This is a genomic window from Aquimarina spinulae, assembly GCF_943373825.1.
In the GTDB taxonomy this organism is placed as follows: domain Bacteria; phylum Bacteroidota; class Bacteroidia; order Flavobacteriales; family Flavobacteriaceae; genus Aquimarina; species Aquimarina spinulae.
This window is the reverse complement of the sequence record NZ_CALSBP010000002.1, coordinates 272,349-297,642: the sequence shown is the minus strand read 5'-3', so window position 1 is coordinate 297,642 and position 25,294 is coordinate 272,349. Positions and strand designations below refer to the sequence as shown.

13 protein-coding genes are annotated in these 25,294 nt (G+C 33.9%); 12 read left to right on the top strand and 1 reads right to left on the bottom strand.

Going from position 1 to position 25,294, the window contains the following annotated elements; genetic code table 11:
• The first annotated feature begins 68 nt into the window (after window positions 1-68).
• Together NNH57_RS06965 and NNH57_RS06960 are read left to right on the top strand one after the other, a co-directional pair.
• On the top strand, window positions 69-635 hold the full coding sequence (locus tag NNH57_RS06965) for a toxin-antitoxin system YwqK family antitoxin (RefSeq protein WP_074409231.1): 567 nt from the start codon (window positions 69-71) through the stop codon (window positions 633-635).
• 4 nt (window positions 636-639) lie between these two features.
• Window positions 640-1,299, top strand: a complete 660-nt coding sequence (locus tag NNH57_RS06960; protein ID WP_108809410.1) for an SCO family protein — start codon at window positions 640-642, stop codon at window positions 1,297-1,299.
• A 96-nt stretch (window positions 1,300-1,395) separates the two neighbouring features.
• On the opposite strand, the gene NNH57_RS06955 is transcribed toward NNH57_RS06960, so the two are convergent.
• Window positions 1,396-2,409, bottom strand: coding sequence for a metal-dependent hydrolase (locus tag NNH57_RS06955; RefSeq protein ID WP_074409229.1), 1,014 nt, complete (start codon window positions 2,407-2,409; stop codon window positions 1,396-1,398).
• 436 nt (window positions 2,410-2,845) lie between these two features.
• Between NNH57_RS06955 and NNH57_RS06950 the strand changes: the two genes are divergently transcribed.
• The 10 genes from NNH57_RS06950 to NNH57_RS06905 all read left to right on the top strand — a co-directional run bounded on the left by NNH57_RS06950 (window position 2,846) and on the right by NNH57_RS06905 (window position 25,293).
• Window positions 2,846-3,610: a T9SS type A sorting domain-containing protein gene (locus NNH57_RS06950; protein WP_074409228.1), complete on the top strand. Its 765-nt coding sequence runs from the start codon at window positions 2,846-2,848 to the stop codon at window positions 3,608-3,610.
• A 259-nt stretch (window positions 3,611-3,869) separates the two neighbouring features.
• The gene (locus NNH57_RS06945; RefSeq protein WP_025664175.1) at window positions 3,870-4,274 is read left to right on the top strand and encodes a response regulator; all 405 of its coding nucleotides are present in this window, start codon (window positions 3,870-3,872) and stop codon (window positions 4,272-4,274) included.
• A complete protein-coding gene (locus tag NNH57_RS06940; RefSeq protein WP_074409227.1) occupies window positions 4,274-4,711 on the top strand; it encodes a response regulator in 438 nt (145 codons plus the stop codon). The genes NNH57_RS06945 and NNH57_RS06940 overlap by 1 nt, the downstream gene beginning before the upstream one ends.
• 133 nt (window positions 4,712-4,844) lie before the next feature.
• The gene (locus NNH57_RS06935; RefSeq protein WP_074409226.1) at window positions 4,845-7,553 is read left to right on the top strand and encodes a TonB-dependent receptor; all 2,709 of its coding nucleotides are present in this window, start codon (window positions 4,845-4,847) and stop codon (window positions 7,551-7,553) included.
• Window positions 7,550-9,379 carry a YfiR/HmsC family protein gene (locus NNH57_RS06930; protein ID WP_108809411.1) on the top strand — a complete coding sequence of 610 codons (1,830 nt, stop codon included), beginning with the start codon at window positions 7,550-7,552 and terminating at the stop codon, window positions 9,377-9,379. The genes NNH57_RS06935 and NNH57_RS06930 overlap by 4 nt, the downstream gene beginning before the upstream one ends.
• Window positions 9,380-9,679: 300 nt before the next feature.
• Window positions 9,680-12,220: a porin family protein gene (locus NNH57_RS06925; RefSeq protein WP_108809412.1), complete on the top strand. Its 2,541-nt coding sequence runs from the start codon at window positions 9,680-9,682 to the stop codon at window positions 12,218-12,220.
• Window positions 12,221-12,223: 3 nt separating this feature from the next.
• Window positions 12,224-17,878 (top strand): fibronectin type III domain-containing protein, encoded by a 5,655-nt coding sequence (locus NNH57_RS06920; RefSeq protein ID WP_108809413.1) that lies wholly within the window; start codon window positions 12,224-12,226, stop codon window positions 17,876-17,878.
• A gap of 5 nt (window positions 17,879-17,883) precedes the next feature.
• Window positions 17,884-18,108, top strand: coding sequence for a hypothetical protein (locus NNH57_RS06915; protein WP_108809414.1), 225 nt, complete (start codon window positions 17,884-17,886; stop codon window positions 18,106-18,108).
• 374 nt (window positions 18,109-18,482) lie between these two features.
• On the top strand, window positions 18,483-23,198 hold the full coding sequence (locus NNH57_RS06910) for a hypothetical protein (RefSeq protein WP_132065748.1): 4,716 nt from the start codon (window positions 18,483-18,485) through the stop codon (window positions 23,196-23,198).
• Entirely contained in the window at window positions 23,185-25,293 is a 2,109-nt protein-coding gene (locus NNH57_RS06905; RefSeq protein WP_108809416.1) for a fibronectin type III domain-containing protein, read from the top strand. Before NNH57_RS06910 ends, NNH57_RS06905 begins: the two co-directional genes overlap by 14 nt.
• The last annotated feature ends 1 nt before the right edge of the window (window position 25,294 follow it).

The window sequence follows — 25,294 nt, the reverse complement described above, 5'->3', positions numbered from 1 at the left end:
TTGATACCAATCGAGATGTTCAATGGCGAATTCCATCTGACAACTAAAAAATAATAAAAAAAGAACAAATGAAAAAGGTATTGAGTTTTATCATAATACTAGCAATCCTGGTAAGCTGTATTTCTGAAGATACTGATCGTATTGTTATGACAACCAATACTAATTTACATCTTGATAATGGTGAGTTGTTTTATAAAACCAAACTGTTTTCGGGAATGTTGATAGATTATTATAAAAATGATCAGATAAAATCAAAAGTAATTTATGTTGATGGAAGAAAAGAAGGAGAAGAACAGTCTTTTTATGAAAATGGAGAGCTTAGAACAAAACGTTTTTATAAAAAAGGAATAAAAGTGGGTACTCATCAAGGATGGTGGCCCGATAATCATCATAAATTCGTGTATCATTTTAATAAAGAAGGAAAATATCATGGTAGTGTAATGGAATGGTATGCTAACGGACAGATTTTAAAATCTTTTCGGTTTAACCACGGAAAAGAGAAAGGCAAACAACAATTGTTTAGATCCGATGGTAACATTAGAGCAAACTATGAAGTGATTAAAGGGGAACGATTTGGTCTTATTGGATTAAAAAAATGCTACACTATAAAGAAGGACTCTACAAAAATTTATTAAAAAAATGAGATTATTTTTATCATTATTTATAAGTACAATTCTTGTATGTTCATGTAAAAAACAAGAAGATAAAGCTACTGTGAAACCCACGGTAGATAAGTTACCTTATTTTATTGCTTCTGATTTTACACCACAGTGGCTTACCGCATCTGACCTTGAAGGAAAACATAAAATATCTTCTTTTTCATTTATCAACCAAAATGGGGATACGATTACTAATGATACCTATAAGGGTAAAATATATGTTGCTGATTTTTTCTTTACGATCTGTCCTGGAATTTGTCCCAAGCTGACCAAAAACATGAATTTAATTCAGGAAACGTATAAAGATGATAATGCTATTAAATTATTGTCACATACAGTAATGCCGTGGCATGATTCGGTTCCTGTTTTAAAAGAGTATGCAATAAAGCATAATATAGATCATAGAAAATGGAACCTGGTAACGGGGGACAAAGACGAGATCTATACGATTGCTCGCGAAGGATATTTTGCAGATGAAGATTTTATAAAGACCCAGGACGAGAATAATTTTATACATACAGAAAATTTTATACTTGTCGATACACAAGGATATATTAGAGGAGTATATAATGGGACTATACCGTTAGATGTAAAGCGATTAATGCGTCATATAGAAATTTTGAAAAAAGAAAAACTATAATATCTATCCTTTACGAGAATGTAATAATCATATGTGTCCTCATCTGGTTTATCGAAGGATATACAATAGGATTGTAGATGTTTTTATAGGGGCCTTTTATGATTTATTTCCTAATACTCTGCTAAATAACTTTTTAAGCAGAGGAGAAGCATCATCCATATTTCTCTCTCTTTCTTTAGCAGTTAGAGTACCATTATCATCATAAAATAGTTCATAGCTAAATACAAATCTATTTGCTTCTTCACCCACTCCCATTTGCCCAAACCTGAGGTCATTAAAAAATAATTTGTCATTCGTTTTTTCGATAGTATACCAACCTTCTGATAGTTTAATTAACCTGGGAATAAGAGGATCATCTTTCATTTTACCCAATAGATGATGGTTTTTAGGAAATTCTGAAAAAGTAATAATATCTTCTTTTTCTAATAGAGAATAATATGCTATTAAAAAAGAATCTTCGGTTTCTACATTAGCAGTCCATAAAATACTATTGAGAGGAGTTGGTTTTGTTTGAATCTCTTTATATCGAATATGTTGGTTTTCGAGATTGGTCTGAAACACCCCATACGTATACCATTTTAGTCCCAATGTTATAAACATATAAATACTACTAATGTATAATCCAAGGGTATTGAACTTTCTTCTTTTAGGATGTGTACGCTTATAGAACATTGCCAGGATCACAAACATCAAAAATGGTATGGTATACAAAGGATCTACAACAAAAATATTTTTAAAAGAAACTTTATAATCAAAAGGCCAGAATAGCTGAGTTCCCCATGTGGTAAATGCGTCTAGAATAGGATGTGTAAAAAGGCCCAGAAACATAAGCCTTGACCAATCTTTCCAGTCTGCTTCATTATTGCGATGGATTTTAGAGATCATCCAACCAAATAACGGAGCGGCGAGTATACTAAAGAGTATGGAGTGCGAAAACCCACGATGCAACTCATTTGCTGTAACAGGATCAACAAAAAGTTTGGATAGTACGTCCAGATCAGGAATAGTTCCTGCAATGGCGCCCCAAAGCATAGCTTTATTACCTACTTTTCTACCCAGAGCAGCTTCTCCTACAGCAGCTCCTAGTACGATTTGGGTTAATGAATCCATTAATCTAATTGAAGTTTATAAAGAGTTTCTGATTTCATATTCACTGGGAAAAATCAATTCAATTAAAAGTTTATTTATAATCAGGTAAGTTCGACATCTAAAACCATCAACCGAATGTGTTTCAAATTTACATCTATTTTTAATAGTCTTTATTAAAAGTATGTCAAAACTGATATCTGATATGATAATTAAGATTTTTTAAATCATATACGACTCTACTGGTTTTAAAATAGGGTAGAACTCCTCTGCTTTTAGTACCGAGAGATTTAGATTATCATTTCATTTTAGGAAACAACAAGATATTCTATTTGTAATCAGGTTGTTATGTTTTTTATTTAGATATGAAAACCCCTGAAAACAGTGAAGTATTCGTGAAAATTTCAGAGTATTTTTAAAACTTCTAAAGAGTTTAGTATAACTTTTAAAACCTAAAACCATGAAAAAAATATTATTATTAGTGATGTTATCCATCACATTTACCACATTTGCACAAAACTACCAATTGACCATAAGTGGGTATATTGGTTCGGGTCCATCTTCTTGTGGGTCATTAGATGGTTTACAATCGATTAAAGCCATATTTGATGATGGTTCAGAAGATTTCTTGTTTAATAATTCACAAGGAATACGATTCATAAATAGAAATTATTCCTTTTCTCAGATATACAATGAAAGTAAGCGTTTAGTGAGTGTAGAGTTTAAATCTGTTTCTAGAACAAGAAAAGTTTTTAGATGTAGAAGTAGAAGAAGTGAAAAATTTGTAAGTGTAAGTTCTCCCTCTTTTTACAAAGAATTTACAAAAAATGAAATCTACGAACAAAGAATCAATAGCGGTTATGCGACTATAACTGTTGCTCAAAGCATAGATGCTGATAAATCGAATGAGAATGTTGTTTTAAGAGATAATCAAGAGTCATTAAGTATGCCATTGGATAAAGAATCAAAGTTATTTGAAGCCTCAGTTTATCCTAATCCATCATCAAACGGTAGATTTAATGTAAATGTTTCTTCTACAAAACCATTGCCTGTGCTAATACAAATCTTTGATTTGATAGATAAAAGAAAAATACTTGAAGATGTAAAAGCAGGAAATACAGAATATGTTTTCGAATTCAATTCACATAAACTGAAACCAGGATTTTATTTGATTCAGGTTGAATCGGAAGGGAAAAAACAGCTTGAAAAGCTTATCGTAGAATAAAAAATACAGATAAGCTTAAATACAGCCTCTTATTTCTTAAAATAAGAGGCTGTACTTTTTTTGTTAAAATCATATACTTTAATGCATTTGGTATTTGTTTTTTTTAAACCATAAATTCCTTTATTTCAGAAAAGTAATTTTAGAAAATACATTTTACCGTTAAATTTGTGTTGTTAAACGAAAACTATTTCATAAAATTTAGTTTTGTTATGGTCATATCAAATAAGTTTATTTCCTTTGAGCGTAATTGGGAAATTAAATGAATACATTGGTGAATTGTGTCTTGTTAATAGATGATGACAAGGCCACGAATTTCTTTAACGAAAGAGTTGTTACCAAACACGAAGACTTTTATCAGGTTAATACTGTGCAAAGTGGTATGGCGGCTCTAGATTATCTTAATGCTGTAGAGAATAATACAGCAACAAAACCTGACCTTATTTTTTTGGATATCAATATGCCTGCAATGAATGGGTGGGAGTTTTTGACCGAGTTTTCTAAACTGGATCAAAAAGTAACAGCAGATATTAAAGTGATTTTATTATCAACTTCTTCTAACCCAGATGATGTAAGAGCATCTGCCAAAAATCATTCGGTCGATGATTTTATCAATAAACCATTATCTATGGATTTATTGGATGATGTGCTAAAAAACCATTTTTGATGATGAAAAAATTAAAACGTTTTCTTCTCATTGATGATAGTAAAGCAACTAACTTTTTTAATAAAACAATTATTGAAAAAGTACAATGCGTAGAAGAGGTTTTTATTGCAGAAAATGGAAAACAAGCACTAGATCATATTCAATCCGAAATTGTTCCCGAAATTATTTTTTTGGATATTAATATGCCTGTCATGGATGGTTGGGAGTTTATTGCCGAATACCAGAAATTAGATGATAAGTATAAGGGATCTATTATAATACTTATGTTGGGAACAGAGTTAAGTAAAGAAGATCAAGAAAAAGCAGAGTGTATTCTAGAAATAAAAGAATATGCACAAAAAATGTTAACTAAAGAGAATGTTTGCAAGATTGTGACAAAATATTTTAAATCGTCAGAGTTAGATTCTTGCTTAGAATCACATAAAAAGATACTATAACTTCAGATATTGCCCCCATATATATTTGTATTTTGAATGAACTTATGATAGTTTTGGATGCGCACAAAGCAATCTATTTAAAATCTAAATAAAAAAACATATTAAGACACGCACTAAAAAAAAACCTCCTGTTGTGTTAGTTCAGTATAGGTTATACCTTACTGGTGTACTATTTCTTTGTTTTGTTTCTGGGGCATTTTCTCAATCAAGAGCAGTAATATTAGGTAATGTCTCTGATCAATTTGGTAATCTACCAGGAGCAAGAATAGTAATAGAAGGTACAGATAAAAATACTACAACAGATGTTAATGGTAATTATAGCTTTGATGTTGATGAGGGAGAGTATATAGTTACTTCAGAATTTGTGATGTACACTTCGGTTTCTAAAACAATACTGGTTAAGGTTGGAGATACTGCAAAGGTAGATTTTATCTTAGAAACGGGATTCTCGATCGATCAACCCGTTTCTTTAGGATCAAGGGCTAAACCAAAATCAATCTTAAAAAATACTGCTGCTGTAGATATTATTTCACCGCAACAATTAACGAATTCGTCCCAGGTAGAATTGAGTCACATTCTTCATTATCTGATTCCTTCTTTTCATTCTACACATCAAACAATAGCAGATGGTACAGATCATATAGATCCAGCCACACTTAGAGGATTAGGGCCAGATCAGGTACTTGTGTTGGTTAATGGGAAACGCAGGCATAATAGTTCTTTATTAAATGTTAATGGTACTGTGGGTAGAGGATCGGTAGGTACCGATTTTAATGCGATACCTATAGCGTCTATAGAACGCATTGAAATATTACGAGATGGGGCCACCTCTCAATATGGTTCTGATGCTATTGCGGGAGTAATTAATATTATCTTAAAAAAGCAAACAGAAATTATTCAACTCGATAATAGGGTAGCAATAAACACCGAAGGAGATGGGCTTAATGTATATTCTTCTGCAAATTTTGGATTGAAAATAGGAAAAGAAGGGTATATAAACGTTACAGCAGAATATAGAGATAGAGAGTCTATTAATAGATCTGGAGACTATACGGGTACAGTATATTCTAATGACATTACAACCGATCAAGCACTAATTGAGGAAAACAATTTTTTTGCACAGACAGGATATTCTGGTAGACGAGTAATGGAGATCGGAAGTGCAGAAACCCAAAATCTTGCATTATCATTTAATGGAGAAATAATAATGTCTGATTATGCAACATTTTATATGCATGGAGGGAGAAATTATAGAGAAGGGACTTCAAAAGGATTCTATCGTTTTCCTAAAGATGAAAACAGGGTAGTCTTAGAGTTGTTTCCAAATGGTTTTTCTCCAGAAATCCTTACCGATATTCAGGATGATGCAATTACAGGAGGAATACGAGGAATTAAAAACGAATGGAATGTAGATTTTAGCCATTCTATTGGAGTTAATAGATTAGATTATACTGTAAATAATTCTAATAATGCTTCTTTGGGAGTAACATCACCCAGAACATTTCATGCAGGAGGGTTTATCTATAAGCAAAATACGACAAACCTTGATATCTCAAGAACATTTGATTGGCTAAGTGGTGTAAATGTAGCCTTTGGAGCAGAACTTCGAGTAGAGAATTATGAAATCGTTGCGGGAGAAGAAGCTTCTTATGTTGATGGAGGAAGTACCTATACCGATACTTCTGGAGTAGAATTACCCAGAATTGTTGGAGCGCAGGTTTTTCCTGGTTTTCAACCAGAAAATGCATTAAATCGTTTTAGGACAAATAGTTCTGGATATCTGGATATCGAAGCAAATATAACAGACAAACTTTTAATTAGAGGAGCCGCCAGATATGAAGCATATAATGATTTTGGAGGTCAGGCGATCTGGAAACTATCAGGTAGATATAGGGTTAGGGATGAAATTAGTATTAGAGCAGGGTTTTCTACAGGGTTTAGAGCACCTTCTCTTCATCAGGTATTTTTTCAGAATATAAGTACGCAGTTTATTAATGGAGAAAGTGTACAGGTTGGTACCTTTAATAATGAAAGTGCTGTTGCTACAGAAGCTTTTGATATCGGCAACTTAAAACCTGAATTATCAAGCCATTTTAATACTGGTTTCAGCGGAAAACTAAACGATAATATTACGTTTAGTTTCGATTATTACTTAATCAATATACAGGATAGAATTGTTCTTTCGGGAAGATTTGCAGAAGGATATGAGGAAATACTGGAGCCTTTTAATGTTGGTGCCGCTCAATTTTTTACAAATGCAATAGACTCTAGAACATCTGGCGCCGATTTATCACTGTTTTTTAAAACAACTCTCGGTACAGGAGAATTTAATGCTTCTCTTGGAGGTAATTTTACAAAGACCAAAGTAAAAGGACCAATTAACGTTTCGCAAACATTAGTAGGGCAAGAAGAAGTATTGTTTAATAGAGAGGAAATTGCCAGAGTAGAATTTGCACAACCTAGTTATAAAATAAATTCACTGCTTTCTTATGACTTTGAACGGTTTGGATTTCAGGTAGTAAATACACTTTTTGGTAAGGTAAAATTTATTCATCCAAATGATGGGAATTCTCTAAATTGGGTAGTAAATGATTTTACAGGAAATGTAGAATCCAGAGATCAGGTTTTCTCTCCTAAACTTGTAACAGATATGGCTATATCATATCAAGTTAGCGATTATATAAAATGTACCCTTGGAGGGAATAATGTTTTTAATGTTTATCCAGATAAACATAAACATGCTGCTAATACAGAAGAAGGAAATTTTATGTATAGTAGGAGAGTGCAACAGTTTGGTGTTAACGGATCGAATTATTATGTAAGACTATTACTTAAATTATGATGTATAAGCGTCAATATATATCGACAGCATATACTAATGTAATAGCTATACTTTTATGCATTCTTACCACGAGTTTTTCTGCAAAAATAAAGGCCCAGGAAACAAGTAATGAAGAAGTAAAAAGATTACAGCGAGCTATATTTGTTTTTAACTTTGCACAACAAATAGGTTGGCCAACTATAGAAGAACAACCAAATTTTAAAATAGGAGTACTTGGGCCTGATCGAACAATACTAGATTTAAAGGCAATGTCTCTAAGACGTAAGATCCATGGTAAACCAGTAGAGATTGTTCGATTTCAATTTGTTAAGAATGTAAAAGATATTCAGTTACTATATGTAAATCATAAGTATAACTATGATATGCATTATATCCTTAGTAAGATTTCAGGAAAAAACATAATGCTTGTTGGAGAGGATTATAACTTCAATGCTTCTATGATTAATATGGTTAATGTAGGAGATTCTTTTGAATATGAGATTAATGAAAGCCGAATAGAAAAAGAAAGGTTTACCATTGCTCCTACATTAGAAAAACACGCTATCACTTCTTCAGAAAAATGGAAACGTTTATACCGAAAAACAGAAAAAACCTTAAACAAGGTACAAGAGGATAAAGATAAGCAAGAGGCGATATTAAAAGACAAAGAAAAACAAATACAATTTCAGGAAGAAAAAATAACAGATCAATTAGAAAAAATTGATAGTAAAGAAGGAGAGATTAATAGAAGAAATAAAAAGATAGAAAGCCTTTATTCTGAGAGTGAAATACAACAAAAAAAATATAAAGAAAAGGTTGTAATCGAAAGAGAGCTCGAAAAAAATATCCAGGAACAAGTTGCTTTTATAAAAAGTCAGGAAGAAAAAATTATACAAAGCAACCGGGAAATTAGTGAGCAAAATGAGTTTCTGGAAGAGCAGAAAGAAAAGATCAAAGAACAGGAGAACGTATTAAACCAACAAGCTTCAGAACTTTATACTCATAAAAAAGTAAACATATTACTTATTGCTCTGGTACTCCTTACTCTTACCATTAGCTTTTTTGTGTATAGGAATTATCGGGCTAAGAAAAAATATAATCAAGAGCTGAAGCATAAAAACCAGGAAATATACAAGCAATCTGTAGAGCTAGAGGCAAAAAATAAAGAATTAGAACAATTTGCATACATAGCAAGTCATGATCTTCAGGAGCCTTTAAATACAATATCGAGTTTTATTGGGTTATTGGCAGAAGATTATGGAGAAAATTTTGATGAAGCCGGAAAAGAAAGTATGACTTTTATTCAGGACGCCAGTGTTCGAATGAAAAAATTGATTGACGCATTATTAGAATATTCTCGATTAGGAAGAAGTAAAGAGTACGATACTGTTGATTGTAATACCCTTATACAAGAATTAAAAAAGGATTTAAAGGTTGTTCTCGAAAAAACAGAAACAAAAATTAGGGTAAAGAATCTACCTGTAGTTAACGGCTCAGAAATAGAACTTCGATTATTGTTTCAAAACCTCATTAGTAATGGTATTAAATTTAGTCCTCCAGATACTATTCCTGAGATAGATATTGCATGTGTCCAAAAAAATGACTCAGAAGACGCATCAAAAGGTTTCTGGGAATTCTCTGTAAAAGATAATGGTATTGGGATACCAAAAGAGCACCAGGAACGAATATTTGCAATTTTTCAAAGGTTACATTCCAGAGATAAGTATGAAGGTACAGGTATTGGTTTGGCGCATTGCAAAAAAATTGTAGAAGCCCATGGGGGTAAAATCTGGCTTACATCTAAAGAAAAAAGTGGAAGTACTTTCTATTTCACTATTCCATTTTAAAAATAAAGACACCTCCTTTTTTATATTCAAGTAGTAGGGGGATTATGCCTAAATATGAAAACCCCTGAAAACCGTGAGTTTTCCTTAAACATTCCAAAGTATTTTTGAACCATATAAATAGTATGGTAAACCATCATTTAAAATAATGACTTGTTAATGAGATATATGTTTACAGAATTGAGCAATATGTCTAATCAAGTGAAATGTTATGTGTAATTGCATAATTATAAGTTGGTTAATTGGTGGTGTACTATAGATATGAATAGTTTTAAGAAGTTTTACTAAAAGTATTTTAGCTTTTTGGATACCCCATTGAAAAAGGATAATGTCGTAGGTTTTTTATTAGGAAAATATTGTTATTTGGTCCCAAAAATACTCTGTTTTGCTTTTTTATTTTGCTTCTCAACTATTGCATTTGGCCAGGATTTAGGTCAAATAGGAAAAGCAAAATTATTTAAATTAACTGGAGGCGTGGCAGCAAATGCAATCTTTTATGATGGACAATCTAGTAGGGAACCATTTACATATTTCCTTACGGGTAACGTTAATTTAAATATTAGCGAGGTGTACAATATTCCTTTCTCATTTTCATATTCTAATCAAAAGTTTCAGAGCAGTAACCCTTTTTCTTTTAATAGATTAAGTATACACCCATCATATAAGTGGGTGACTACACATATTGGGGATGTAAGTATGACATTTTCACCATATACTTTAAGCGGACATCAATTTACAGGGTTGGGGGTAGACCTTACTCCAGAAGGACCTTTTAAGATTAGTGCAATGTATGGACGATTGCTTAAAGAATCAGAATATAATCCCGATGATCCACAATCCCAGCCTGCATATAAAAGGATGGGGTATGGAGTAAAAGCGTCCTATGATTTTGAAAAATTTTCTATTGGAGCAATCTTTTTCAAAGCTTCTGATGATAAAAATTCTATTGAGAAGCCTGTGCCAGTAGAATATGAGTTAAAACCCAAAGATAATGTAGTTGTAAGTATAGAAGGAAAAGTAAAGCTTTTTGGTAAGGGAGAGATTCGTGCAGAAGTGGCTTCATCCGCAATAACCGAAGATATAAATGCAAAAGGAGAAGAAGGAACCCCATTTGTGTTATCTGCATTAATAGATAATAATATTACTACCCAGCATTATAAGGCATATAATGCTAATTTCTCTTACCCTGTAGGACATGGTACAGTAGGTATTGGATATGAATATATAGATCCCGAATATAAAACATTGGGAGCTTATTTTTTTAATAATGATCTCGAAAATATTACGCTTAATGCTACCCAGAATTTATTCGAAAATAAGATTAATATCGCTTTTAACGCAGGCCTTCAAAGAGATGATCTTGATAATACAAAGAATACACAATTACAGAGAGTAGTAAGTGCCGTTACTATTGGGTACACTGCTTCAGAAAAACTAAATATAACAGGAGGGTATTCTAATTTTCAATCCTATACTAATATTAAGAATCAGTTTGATTATATCAACGAAGTCTCCCAAAACGATAATCTGGATACATTAGATTTTCAGCAAATTTCACAAAATGCAAATCTTAATGTAAATTATCTTTTAAAGGACACCGAAGACCAAAAACGAAATATTAACGTTGGATTGTCTTTTCAAAATGCTACAAACAAGCAAGGTGGTCAAACTGTAGAAAATGGAGATTCTAATTTCTATAACGGAAATGCATCATATACCCTGGGATACCCTAATACTGATTTAAATATTTCTGCTGCTGTTAATGTTAGTTATAATACTATAGGTGTGGATAATAGCCTTACTTATGGCCCTACATTATCTGCAACCAAAAAATACTTTGACAAAAAACTAAGAACGACAGCTTCGGCAAGTTATAATCAAAGTAATAGCAACGGAGAAAAGCAAGGAGAGGTTATCAATATAAGAATGGGGGGGAATTATACATACCTAAAGAGGCATAATTTTAACCTTAACATCTTAACTCAGTTTAGAAATGCCGCAACATCGGGCAGAGATTTTACAGTAACCTTTGGTTATAATTATACTTTTGGCAAGTTTAATCCTCAAATAAAATTACCTAAGAGAAAAAGAAAACAAAAAGCCGGTAAGCTAAAAAGGCGCAGAAAATCCAGAGGGCAGGAGATACTTGATTTCAGATACAGAGATTCTTTGTATCATGGTACTATGGATGAGATAGACATCCTTTTAGAGAATGTTCAAAATGATCCTCATTTTAACCATATCCCCGAATATAAGAAAGAAGAACTTACGGTGTTACGATTGGTAGTAGCCGATGTAAGAAAGGCAAAAGAGTATAAGCCAGAAGCAATTAATTTCCTAAAAGAATTATACAAATACGAAGACTTTCTTGCAGGGTATAATCAATTGGTTTTTGAAATCCTTACAGAATTAAGAAAGGATATGTTACGTCTTGATTATGCATTTGAAAAAGCTTTTGTAAGGGCAAAAATTGCAGTGGATAACCATAGTATGCACAAAAGAACAGAAGAACAACGCCAGAAATCTTCACCAGAATTAAAGAATAGATACAAAGAATTGCAACAAAATTCTGAAACCGCTCTGGCTCGATTGATAGGACATCGATGGACATTACCTATCATAAAGAGTTACAATACTATAGAAAAAGTAGAGCATCCTGATGCGTTCCTAAAAGAAGTAATGGAGCAGGAAAAAGATAATATATTCCGTATGGTAGATAAAGAGGAAGATGATCAGAAAATAAAATTATATATGATCACCCAGATCATTGATTTTTATCTGAAAAAATCTCTGAATTATACCGACCCGGATAAGTTTGATTTAAAATATATAGAAAAGAACTAACCTATGAAAAAACTGATACTTACCCTGTTTATTATATTGTATGGTTTTGGTCAAATGATGGCACAACGATTTCCTATTACTGTTGTTCCGCAAATTAATCCGCCAGCTCCCGTAAATTTTTATAATTATGCAGATCAGGCTACAATCAATAGTCCGTTGCGGGTGCAATTGCTACTTAGCGATATCACTATTTCTAATGAGCAAATTCGATTAAAAGTATATTTTGAAGGTAATGGTATTGCTTTCGAAAGCAGAGATGTTGTTATAGGTGCTTCCTCATTATTTATTGATGGGGGAGTTCCTTTGGTACTCACCACTACAGTATTAGCCCCTTATTTCGAATTTCAAAATATAAAGGGTATCAATTCGAATATCTATGGTAGCACTATTCCCGAAGGTAGTTATCAATTTTGTTTTGAAGTTTTTGACTTTTCTACAGGTAACCGTTTATCATCAAAGACATGTGCAAATGCTTTTATATACAATAATGAACCTCCATTACTAAATCTGCCTTTTAAAGGGGCCAATATAGAACCCACAGATGTAGAGAATATTGTTTTTCAGTGGACCCCAAGACATATTAATGTAAGTAATGTAAAGTATGAACTTAGTATTGTAGAGATTTGGGATGACCAGGTAGATCCACAAACTGCATTTTTATCTCAGGTTCCTGTTTTTGAAACTACAACCCAATCTACCTCATTTGTATATGGTCCTGCACAACCGCAGTTGTTACCAGAGAAGCGATATGCATGGCGCGTAAAAGCAAAAGCATTACAAGGTATTGAAGAGGTTGGTCTATTTAAGAATGAAGGAAATAGCGAGATTTTTTGGTTCTCTAAAACGTCACCATGTAGAACATTGGATAATGTATCTGCAACGCCCAAAGGGATTTCAAAAATCAATGTTTTTTGGGGTGAAGATCCTTCAGAATATAGCGAATATACTATTGCATACCGAGAAGCCAATAGACCTAATGCATATTGGTTTACCAAACGTACCAATAGTGGTTGGACAACTATATGGGATCTTAAACCTGGTACCACATACGAATATAAAGTAAAGGCGAAATGTAAATATCAGTATGGAGAATATTCTGATGTGCAGGAGGTCACTACCGATACAACACAAGATGAAACTGCAAATTATGATTGCGGGATTACACCAGACCCTATTGCTATAGCTAATCAAGAAGGACATCCAGGTCTAAAGATTGGAGACAGAATTACCGCGGGAGATTTTATTGTTCGAATAGTAGAAATTGATAATCAGGCTGATGGTCGTATTACCGGAAGAGGTTATGTAGGGATACCATATTTGAGGTCAACCCACTATGGAGTAAAATTTAATAACATTCTGATCAATACAGAGAATCAATTGGCAGCGGGAGAGATCGTAACCTTATATGATCCGGTGTATGGAGAAAGTGAAACCATGACCGTAGATATCAATACAGATGTAGTAGAAATTATTACCGGTGATGAGGGAGAAACTAGCCAGGTAGAGGTTGGATTTGTTATAGAAAGTATCACAATCAATGAGCATGGAGCGGTAGTTATTACAGGAACCAATGGTGAGGAAGCTCTCGTACCCGGAGGGAGAGATTTACAGATTTCGGGTAGTGATGATAAAGTCTGGAGGGTAGAAGAAAACGGTACGGTGAGGGCACTAGATGGTGTAATGGCAGAAGATGGGCCTGCCACAGCTACTAATACAGAAGGAATAGAAGATAATGAGATTATGCAGATCTCAGAAACAGGAGTCTTGATTACATTTATAGAATCGGGTTATTATAATTTTGATGCATTACCAGACAGTGCCAAAGACAAATTAGGCAAAGAAGAATTTTATCCCTCTATTCCTGTAGTGGGAGGAGGAACGTATACTCCGGCATTTAAAGCAATATCTAATATAAGCGGAAATGATTTTGTTAAAGCCGTAGCAGATTTTAGCGATGATTCGATTGCTAACGAAGATATTGTATTTAAAACAAAAAGTGGTGTAGAAATTCCGGCTAGCTGGGATAAAAATGTAGCGACATTAACTCTTAAAAAATCTTATGATTATGCAATAACCAAAGTACTGGCAACTGTAAAAAAAGGAAAAGGTGAAAAAAGTACGATTGCAGGAGTTCTTAATGTAGTGCATTTGGGTAGCAAAGCATTTACCGATGTTAATATCGTACTGATTCCTGTAAATAAAGCTAAGGTAAACCGGGTTGAAGCAGAAATTAAAAAGATCTATAGTAAGGTTGGTGTTAATTTTAATATCACCGTAGGACAACGATTTCAGGTACCAGAAAGTATCTGGGATAAAGAAGAGCCGTATGGTGTGCTTAATGCAGGAGATAGTGGGTTGTTATCTCACTACAGTGCAGAAGAAGCGGCGATCAATGCTTATTTTAAAACCACTAGTGAGTACAAGCAAGATGCATACTATGTCTTTGTTACCGACTTTAAAGGAGTCAACTCTAATGAAAACAGAGAGATAGAAGGGTTTATGCCGCTCAAAAGTCAGTTTGGGTATATATTTCAAGGTTCTACAGATGATGCCAGAACTATAGCTCACGAGCTGGGGCACGGGGTATTTGGGCTCGAACACCCGTTCGAGGAATATGGTACTACAGAAGCAACTACCCATTTTATGATGGATTATAAAGGAGGTACAGCCTTTAACCATATGGACTGGAAAAACATCTTTGCTCCAGGATTTAAATTGTATTGGTTTCAGAATGATGATGAAGGACAATATACAAATACAGAGTTTGTAGATAAGATATTTCAAATCATAAGATGCGCACATATAAACACTACCGATCCAAATGGTGTTATTTCTTTTGATACCTCGGTTTTTGGAAAAACAGGAACTTTCAGTACAAAATGGAAAGGATCTGATATAAAGATCAAAATTGATAAAGGAAGTTTTGAAGGAAAAGCTGTATATGAAGCTGTAGAAATAGGTAAAAACCCAGAGAGTCGTAAGAAAAATGGGCCTTGGCGTTATAGTTTGTTGTATAAAAATGTTGAGATATACATACTAAGGACCAGTACGGGAGCAGATTCTAGAGAATTAGATAGACTACGAGAATATCTGTTTCCTAAAGATAAGTCTCAGATAAGAGATGAAACAAATAAAATTGTAAAGGAAATATTACAAAACAGTAAATTAACAAAAGAGCATTTTGAGCAATTAAAAAGTATAGCTAATTGTGGTATACAATATTTTTCTGCTGAGACAAGGTATAGAATTATCTCTAAGATTGTAAGTACATTAGAAGCAAATGAAGATTGGTTAACAGAATATTATGAAGACCTGATACTTGATTTACTTGAAACACCCCCATCCACAGATAGAAGATCTTTTAATAACGAAATCTTACAGTTTTTACTTGATGATTATGTATTGCTAGAAAAGCTTTTTAAACAAACACAAGATGTAAATGCTGCTTGGTTATGGGCCGGAAATGAAAATAATTTCTCTAGACTGCTTAATGTCTTATATAAGTTATGGAATAATAGTAAATATGAAGACGAAAGTGCATATGCATATATTGATTATGTTGCAGATTATTCAACACCTAGAACCTCTCATTTAATTCATTACGATGGGAAATCATGGTTTCCAAATGTAACTTATGATTCTGCTGTATTTAATAAGGAACATTTAATTATTCCTGCTGATATGGGAAATCGGCAGGGAGCATTAAAATATAGATATTATCAGCCAGTTATGGTAATCTTTGAGAATGGAGATAATTCGAAGGTTACAAAAAAAATACCAGCAATAATTTTTGCAGGAAATGTAAAGAGAGATAACCTGAGAAAAAACCTGGAAAAAGCAGAACTTGTAATAGATGTCGTGTTGACTGGTAGCGGAGTAGGTAATTTAACTAAACTAAAACATCTTAAAAACGTTGGTAAGATAAGTAGCTTTTTTGAAGGCTTAAAAGGATTAGATGTATTGGTGTCTACAGCAAATTTATTAGTTAAATACTCTAAACCTTGCGACTCACCAAAACAACCTCAGACGAAAAAAGAAAAGACATATTGCGATATGTTAGGGATTTTTGGTGATGTATTGGGATTAGGAATTGGATATGGTGATTTGGTGAAAAGAAGCGCTAAATTAAAGAAGACTGCAGGTAAACTACATAAAGAAATAAAGGATAACCCTGATTTAATACCAGATGGAGCAGATAGAGAAAAAACTCTTAAAGGACTAAGGGAAATAGCAGGAAGAATAGGTAATAACGCTAACTTAGAAGAACTTTGGGAAATTTATGAAGACCGTAATTTATTTGCTACAATACTTAATAGTTTTGAAAATGTAAAGTTGGGGTTATCTACTGTTGAGACTTTATTAAAGTATTCAGAAACTTGTAAGACAGATGAAACTTGTAAGGCTGTACAGTTTTATCTGGGTATTATTCAAAAAGGAATAAAAGTAAAGGATCTGGGGAAACAACTTAATAATAAACTTACAAAGCCTCAAGAGACAGAGTTAAAGAAGGGAGCAGGAGATTTACTAAATAAAGTAAAAAGTGATCCAAAATTTCTTAAGGATAAACCAGAAGAAAGGAAGAGATTAATTGAGGGACTTGAAGTTACAGAAGGTATTAGAATTCCTAAGCTTAAAATTGTTTTGTCTGATTTACCAGAGAATAAACATCAAAATATTAAACAACTGTATGACAATGCATCACCTGATAAAAAGGCAAGCCTTGAGAAATCATGGGAAATATTAGAGCCTTTTAGAAATATTCGTTTTGCAAATGATGGTAAAAACCTAGAGATTCTTGCTAAAACCCATGATCGTTTTACTTATGATGATCAGGATTCATTTCTAGGGTTTAAAAAATTGATGGTAGAAGGATCTACTGCTAATAAACAAAAATTAATAGATGGGCTCGAAGAAGCAAATAAGATATTTGATTCTAAATTAGAGTTACCAATTAAGTTTTCTGGTATTAAGAAGGGAGAAGTAAAAATAGTAGATAGTGAAAATACAGAAATAGCACGTATAGATACCGAAGGAAACCTAATCAAGAAAAAATTCCTGGATGAGGCAGATGGAGCAGAAGTTGCCGGCAAATATAAAGAAGATGTCATCTTAAGAAAAGGAAAAGAGGTTGGTTTTAAGAAGGTTAATGATATTGGTGGAGAGTTAGCTAAAGCATGGAAACCAGGATGGAACAAGCAAAAAGTCATTGATATGGGGAAAAGGAATAGACCGAATCCTTCTGAATATTTAATTCAGAAATATATTGATGCACATATTGCAAAATTTACAAGAGAAGGAATTGCTTCAAGGATTGTTTTAAAGAAAGATTATGAGAAATATGGAGTAGGGAAGCCTGATAAAGGTAAGACCGAATATGTATCAACAAAATCTGAAATAGATAAAATATTAAAGTTACCATTATCCGAAAGATCTAAAAAATTAGGAATACCTGAAAGCCAATTAGAAGGAGGTGAGGTAATAAGAATTGATTTTAAATTAACGCCTAAGTATAAAGTCGAAATGCCTACAGGAAATGAATCTGGAACAAACCCACAATGGATTCCTGGAGGAAAATTACCAGAAGGAGATTTAGAAGGTATTATAAAGACAGAAGGGATGATTGAAAATATTGATTATATTGTTATAGATTTAAATTAAGATTAATGAAACAATTATTTAAAAATAACTGGGATTTTGTTCTCTATGAAGTGGATGGTAAAAAAATAATCTCAGTTGTGTTCTATTCTAGTTATGTAGATGTATCTAAAAGTTTTCAATTAAATAGTACTGAAGAAAATTTCAATTTTGAGCAATTGAAAGATTTAGCTGAACAAATTAGAAATGATTATGAGTCATATAAAATAAGAGAAATTATTCCTTCGATTTGAGTATAAAAATTAATATTTGATCACTCTATATTTCGCAAAGTCTCCAGACCTTGTAGAATCAATCTCAACAAAAAAGCTCTACATAAGAGCTTTTTTGCTTTAATAAAGAAATACTACTTCTAAGTTCTACCATTTTTTAAAAGCTGGAGTATTTTTCATACTGATAATCAGGTGTTTAATTGTTGTTTTTTGTAAAAAAAGTAAGGTAAAAACGTAAAACCCCTGAAAACCGTGATATTTCCCATTTGGCTTATTAATAAACTTGCATAATGTTAATCAACTTATAAAAAAAACTATGTTTTTAACAACGGGTTAGAAATCAAAAAACCTGTAAACATACATTTTTTTTAAAAGATAATTTTGCCCCAGAGCCTATGAATAAAGTACTACGATTCGCATTAGTATTATGTCTTTGTTTATCTACAACAAGTTTGTTGGCAAATGACATGTTATATGCTACAGAGAAAAAAACAGAAGATACTAAAAGCGAAAAAGCAGAACCGGTTAAGGATAGTTTGCATAACAATACCACAGTTACCCATACCAAAATTGTACCTGTAAAACAAGCTAAGACTTTTCGAGATTTTAAGTCACTCGAGAAGTTCGACACTCCTATAATAGAGGAGAAAACATCTGGATTTGGAGTCACAGAGGGGTTTCAGTTTAATGGGCCTAATGCCGAACAAGACAAGAATTGGCTTGAGATAGCTAATGGTGTATTTGAAACCATTGACAATACAAAGAATTATATTGAAGAGCTTACCAATGATAAATTAAAAGAACTACCTGTTGCTATTAAACCGGTTACTATTAGTAATGTAACCTATACCGTTGGGATCGCCAAAGCTGTTTTTAAACCTAAGCATACAGAACTTACCGTTTTTCTTAGGGTAGAATTACCAGAAACCACAACTACATCAACAACCACAGCAGAAGGAACAACCACGACGACAAAAAAGAAAAAAGATGTATTGATTTTAGGGGCATCTAATATCAAACTATCTCATGATGGTGGGATAGATGGAGATGCCAGGCTACACCTAATTTCACAATATACGATGAATCTTAATAGTGGCGCCATCTTACTTACTTTAAAAGGGAGTTTTGAAAACCCAGGCACCTATGCAGTAATCGACTGTTCTGGTTTTAAGGAATTGGGGATAGATGCCAATATCAAATTCACCGATGGATTATTATTTCCGGTAGATAAAAACGGTAAAAAGAAAACAGGCTATGTTGATAGTGATTTTAAAATAGTAGCAGAAGATTGGAATGATATGGTAGTCAACATATCATTACCCGAATTTGGGATCACAGGAGCAGCAGAAGAGACTACTTTTAAACTAAAAAATGCAGTACTGGATTTTAGTGATTTACGTAATGACGAGTCGATGCCATCAGGATATCTAAATACATATTATGGCGAGAACCCCAATTTGTGGAGAGGAGTATACGTACAAGATTTAGAAGTTGTTTTACCCAAAGCATTCGAGAAACAAAATAATGATGAAAGAGTTGCTTTTGGAGCACATAACCTGATTATCGATGGCCAGGGAGTAACCGGTAAATTTACAGGAGATAATATTCTTACATTAGACGAAGGATCAGCTTCGGGATGGGCATTTTCGTTAGATCACTTTTTACTGGATATTGAAGTAAATAAGTTAAAAGGAGGAGAATTTGAGGGACAGATCATATTACCTGTATCCGAAGTCGATAAGGTAAATTATACCGCAATAATCCAACCCGATGAATATACCCTTAGTGTATCTAATACCGAAGATATTAATTTTGATGTATGGAATGCCGAAGTAACCTTAACACCAGAATCGTATATAGAACTAAAGGTTAAAGATGATAAGTTTAGGCCTAAAGCAAGCTTAAACGGGTCTATAAATATTGCATCTGGGTTAAAAAAAGAAGAAAGCACATCGACAGATACTAAAAAAGATAAGACTGTCGATTTTAAGGGAATTGTATTTAAGGAAATGGTCATACAAACCGAATCTCCAAAATTTTCGGTTGGTTATTTTGGGTATAAAGGAGAAATGAAAATTGCTAATTTCCCTTTAACGGTTAATGAAATAGGATTAGAAACCCCTTCTGATAATAAAGCAGCGCTTGTTTTTGATTTTAATATCAATCTTACCTCAGAAGGAGACGGAGCTAATGGTGGAGGAGCCAAACTAAAAATTAATGCGCTCTTAGATCAAAGTGAAGGGAGAGATCGCTGGAAATATGATGGCATAGACCTCGAACGAATTTTCTTGCAAATGTCTGTGGCAGGAATGGAGCTAAAAGGAGCCATCTTTATTTTTGAAGATGACCCAACTTATGGTACTGGTTTTGCCGGGGCAGTAGGAGCCAAGTTTACTACAGGAATGAAACTAGAGGTAGAGGCCAAAGCTTTGTTTGGAAAAACCGATAGTTTTAGATATTGGTACGCAGATGCCAGTGTGACTTTACCGCAAGGGATTCCTATTTTTCCCGGGTTTGAGATTAATGCGTTTGGAGGAGGTTTCTATAACCGCATGAAGATGGCTGGGACTACAAAGCAGAAAGATGCACAATACACTCAGATAGGAGCATCTAGCTCAGGAGTAATTTATGAACCCTATAATGAGAATGGTTTTGGAATGAAAGCATCGGTAGGGATTATCACAGCAGGATCACCAGATCTTTTTAATGCAACAGTAGAGTTCGGGATGGCGTTTTTACGGTCAGGAGGATTACAGGAAATATATATGAAAGGCCATGGTAGGCTTATTGCTTCGTTACCATCTGATTTTTATGACGCAATTAATGATCAATTAAGTGATATTGCCAGTAATGTAGGATATGATGGAGAACCACCATTTACTCCTGATGGAGCAATTACAGCAGATGTATTTATTGGTTATGATTTTGTGAATGATGTTTTTCATTCTACGTCAGAGGTATATGTGAACCTTTTCGGAATCCTTGAAGGTGTTGGAAACAATGGACGAGCAGGATGGATGGATTTTTACGTAGATCCAAACGAGTGGCATATTTTGATAGGAACCCCTAATGATCCTATAGGAGTAGCATTAAATCTGGGGTTTGTTAAAATGAAAACAAAAAGCTACTTCATGTCGGGAGATAATATCCCAGGTAGCCCGCCACCACCCGATATTGTCGCCAACCTTTTAGGAGTAGATGCATCAAAATTAGATTATACACGAGACCTTAACTCTCTCAAGGCAGGTAAAGGGTTAGCATTTGGGTCCAGTGTAAGTGTAAGTACAGGAGATCTTAGGTTTTTGATTTTCTATGCGCGATTTGATGCGGGAATAGGATTCGATCTTATGCTTAAGGACTATGGAGAAGCACATTGTAAAGGTTCTTCAGAACAAATAGGAATGAATGGCTGGTATGCTAACGGGCAATCCTATGCTTATATGCAAGGAAAAGTAGGATTAAAAATCAAAGTATTTGGATTTAAAAAGAAAGTATCCATTTTTAATGGAGGAGGAGCTATACTAATGCAATCCCGATTCCCAAATCCGGCATGGTTTAAAGGATATTTAGCAGGTCGTTATCGTATTCTGGGAGGCCTGGTTAAAGGAAGTTTTAGATTTAAAATAGAGCTTGGAGATAAATGTGAAATTGAACAAGGAGGTGTACTTGATGGTATGGCCGTTATAGGGGATATGACCCCAGAAGAGAGCTCGGTAGATGTAGATGTCTTTGCTGCACCGCAAGTCGTATTTAATATGCCAATCAATAAAGTATTTGAAATCCCGGATGATTCTGGAGATCAAAAGTACCGTATTCTTATGGATAAATTTGAAGTAAGTAAAGAAGGGCAATTACTTCAGGGAGAAATAAAATGGGGTAATAATAATGATATGGCCGTATTCTATTCTCATGAAATATTACCACCAAATACCCAACTCAAAGCATTTGTACAGTTACATTTTGAAGAATATAAAAATGGACAATGGCAGATCATCAAAGAAAATGGAAGTGTATCTACAGAGGCCAAAGAAGTGAATTTTACTACAGGAGAAGCACCAAAAACAATTCCATTACACAATATCGAATATATGTATCCCGTACTAGGACAAAAGAACTTCTTTGCCAAAGAATACAACATTGGATATATCAATCTAAAACGAGGACAATCATATCTATTTGATCCGGTACCTAGCTGGAATAAAAATATGACGATGAGTACTGATTCTGGAGAAGATTTGGTTGAAAATTTCGCATATAATGGAGGCGAAAAACAACTCACCTATGCTATTCCGGAAACGATAAGTACTCAGACATCATACAATGTAGAGATTAAATTGATTCCTCCAAAAAAGGATGACTCGGGTAACATAACCGAATCCTATACAAAAACAGAATTAGGGGATGATGAATCTGGAAATGATGTTGAGATAAGAACTCGAAAAGCCGAAGGAGTGGTTACCCAGGGAGAAGAACGAGAGTTATTGACCTATGATTTTAGAACAAGCGAGTATACCACTTTTAAGAAAAAGATGAAAGCAATGAATACAGATAAGGATTTGTATGACCTTATTACAAAACCTTATGGGATGGTTCTCGTATCAAAAATAGACCCAATTGAGCCTTTTGATATGGTAGAACTATCTGGGAATCAGTATTCAGGAGGTACTTCTCTAATTAAGGCAATAGCTGCTCATAATGATACATACTATAAAAAAGAGATTAAACCTTTGCTTTATGAAAATTATCCAATAGGGAATAGCATTACGGTAAAAAGAGATGTCACCAAAGTAGGTGTTCCTCCTGTAGAAGGTGTGGAGCCACAATCATGGTATTTGACATATCTGGAGAATGATCTTAATGACAGAATTAGAACCTATAATCCATATCGTTATGACTTAACTCTGTACTATTATCGGGACTATGTAGACTTAGGATATCAATTAACAAATTCGAGTCTTCCTTGGGAAACTATGCAACAATATAGAGATCTGGTAGTAGGACCATTTCCGATAATGAAAAAAGAGACTTATAAAACCAAATTGCAATATGTATTACCCGGGCAAATACATAGAGGTAGTGATATAATATCATACAAGTATGGAGATAAGTAAAACCAAAACGATTCAAAAGGTATTCCTTGGGATAGTATTGCTGTTATCGTCCCCAATATGGAGTCAAAAACCTATTGGAGATGAACCTCCGTCGGTACAGGTGATAAGTAGGGTGACCAAAGAAGCTATTATGTTACGATGGGCGGTTACCACTCCTACAGCATGGAAATATGCTAACAAATACGGATTTACTATAGAACGTAAAACTATTGTGAGAGCAGGAGAGATTCTTAGAGAACCAGAAATAAAAAAAATCACAACAACACCGATACTTCCTAAACCATTAGCAGCATGGGAAGAATTTGCCAGCCAGAATGATTATGCAGCTATTGCTGCACAGGCTATCTATGGCGATGACTTTGATGCAGAACTGGAAGAAGGAGGGAATGATATGATGAGTATTGTGAACCTGTCTGAAGCTATGGAGCAACGCTTCTCTTTTGCACTGTACGCAGCAGATCAAAACTTTGAAGTAGCAAAGTATTCTGGATTGGCCTATGTAGATACCGATGTAAAACCCGATGAGCGATATCTTTATAATATTAAGACAGCTATCCCCAAAGAAAAAATGAGTGTAGCACATGGTGGAGTATACCTTGGACTATCCGATTATATCGAATTACCACAACCAAGAGATCTTGTTGGGATATTTAAGGATAAAAGTGTACTACTAAGCTGGAATTCTACATCACTCGCAGATTATTATAATAATTATATTATAGAACGATCAGAAGATAATGGTACTACATATACACCTGTAAGTGATGTACCCATAATTAATATGGGTGAAAAAGAGGAAAAGACTACAGATCGTATGTTTTATATTGATAGTTTACCACAAAATAATAAGGAATATCGGTATAGGATAAAAGGGATATCGCCCTTTGGACAAATAAGCCCTCCTTCTAAGACTGTTGTAGGAGTTGGTAAAAAAGCTTTAGAATACAACCCGGCAATACAAGAGGCAAAGTTACAATCTGATAATGCCACGGCAATAATCACCTGGGAATTCCCCGAAGAAGGATTAGAAACCCTTAGTCATTTCGAATTAAACAGATCAGATGCTATCAAAGATAACTACCAGATAGTGGTTCCTGATATTGCTAAGACGACAAGAAGTCTGGAGTTCAAAAATTTAAGTGTAATTAATTACTTTACAATAACAGCCGTTGGGGTAGACGGTACAAAAAGAGCTTCGTTTCCGCAGATGGTGCAACCCGTGGATGATACCCCACCAGTAACTCCCTTTGGACTTACGGGAGTTATTGACTCTACAGGAATAGTACAATTACAATGGAATGCCAATACCGAACCCGATTTTTTGGGATATCGTGTGTTTAGAGCAAATCTTGAGAATGAAGAGTTTACCCAGATCACCTTTCGTACCATACCCCAAAATACTATTGTAGATACGGTAAATATAAAAACCCTGAACAATAAAATCTACTATAAAGTTCAGGCGTTTGATAAACGATATAACCCTTCGGGGTTTTCTGAAGTAGTGGTGCTTAAAAAACCCGATATCATACCACCTACAAAACCAGTTTTTAAATCATTTAGTGCAGATAATGGAGTAGTAGAATTACATTGGATAACCAGTAGTAGTGTTGATGCTTCAAAAACCCTGGTGTATCGTAAAGAAAAAGGCAAAGAATCCCCCTGGCAGTTGGTATCAGAAACGGATATCCCCGAGAATCGGTATCAAGATGCTACTGCAATACCTGCGTTAACCTATCTATATACCCTGGTAACTGTGGATGAATCTGGATTAGAGTCAGAACCGGTAACACCTTTAACGATTAGCTTACCGGATAACAAATCCAAACCAGAAATAGATAGGTTTACTGCAGTTGTAAACCGTGAAGAAAGACAAATAGGGATAAACTGGAGATATACTGCAAAAGGAGTTAAAGAGTTTTTATTATACAAAGCAGAAGAAGGAAAACAGCCTACACGATATAAGATATTTTCGAATACAGAAACCAAATTTACAGATCACCAACTCACCGTAAATACAAAATACACCTATTTATTACAGGCAGTATTCGATTCGAGGGCTAAATCCCCAATTAAAAAAATTGAAGTAGAATATTAAA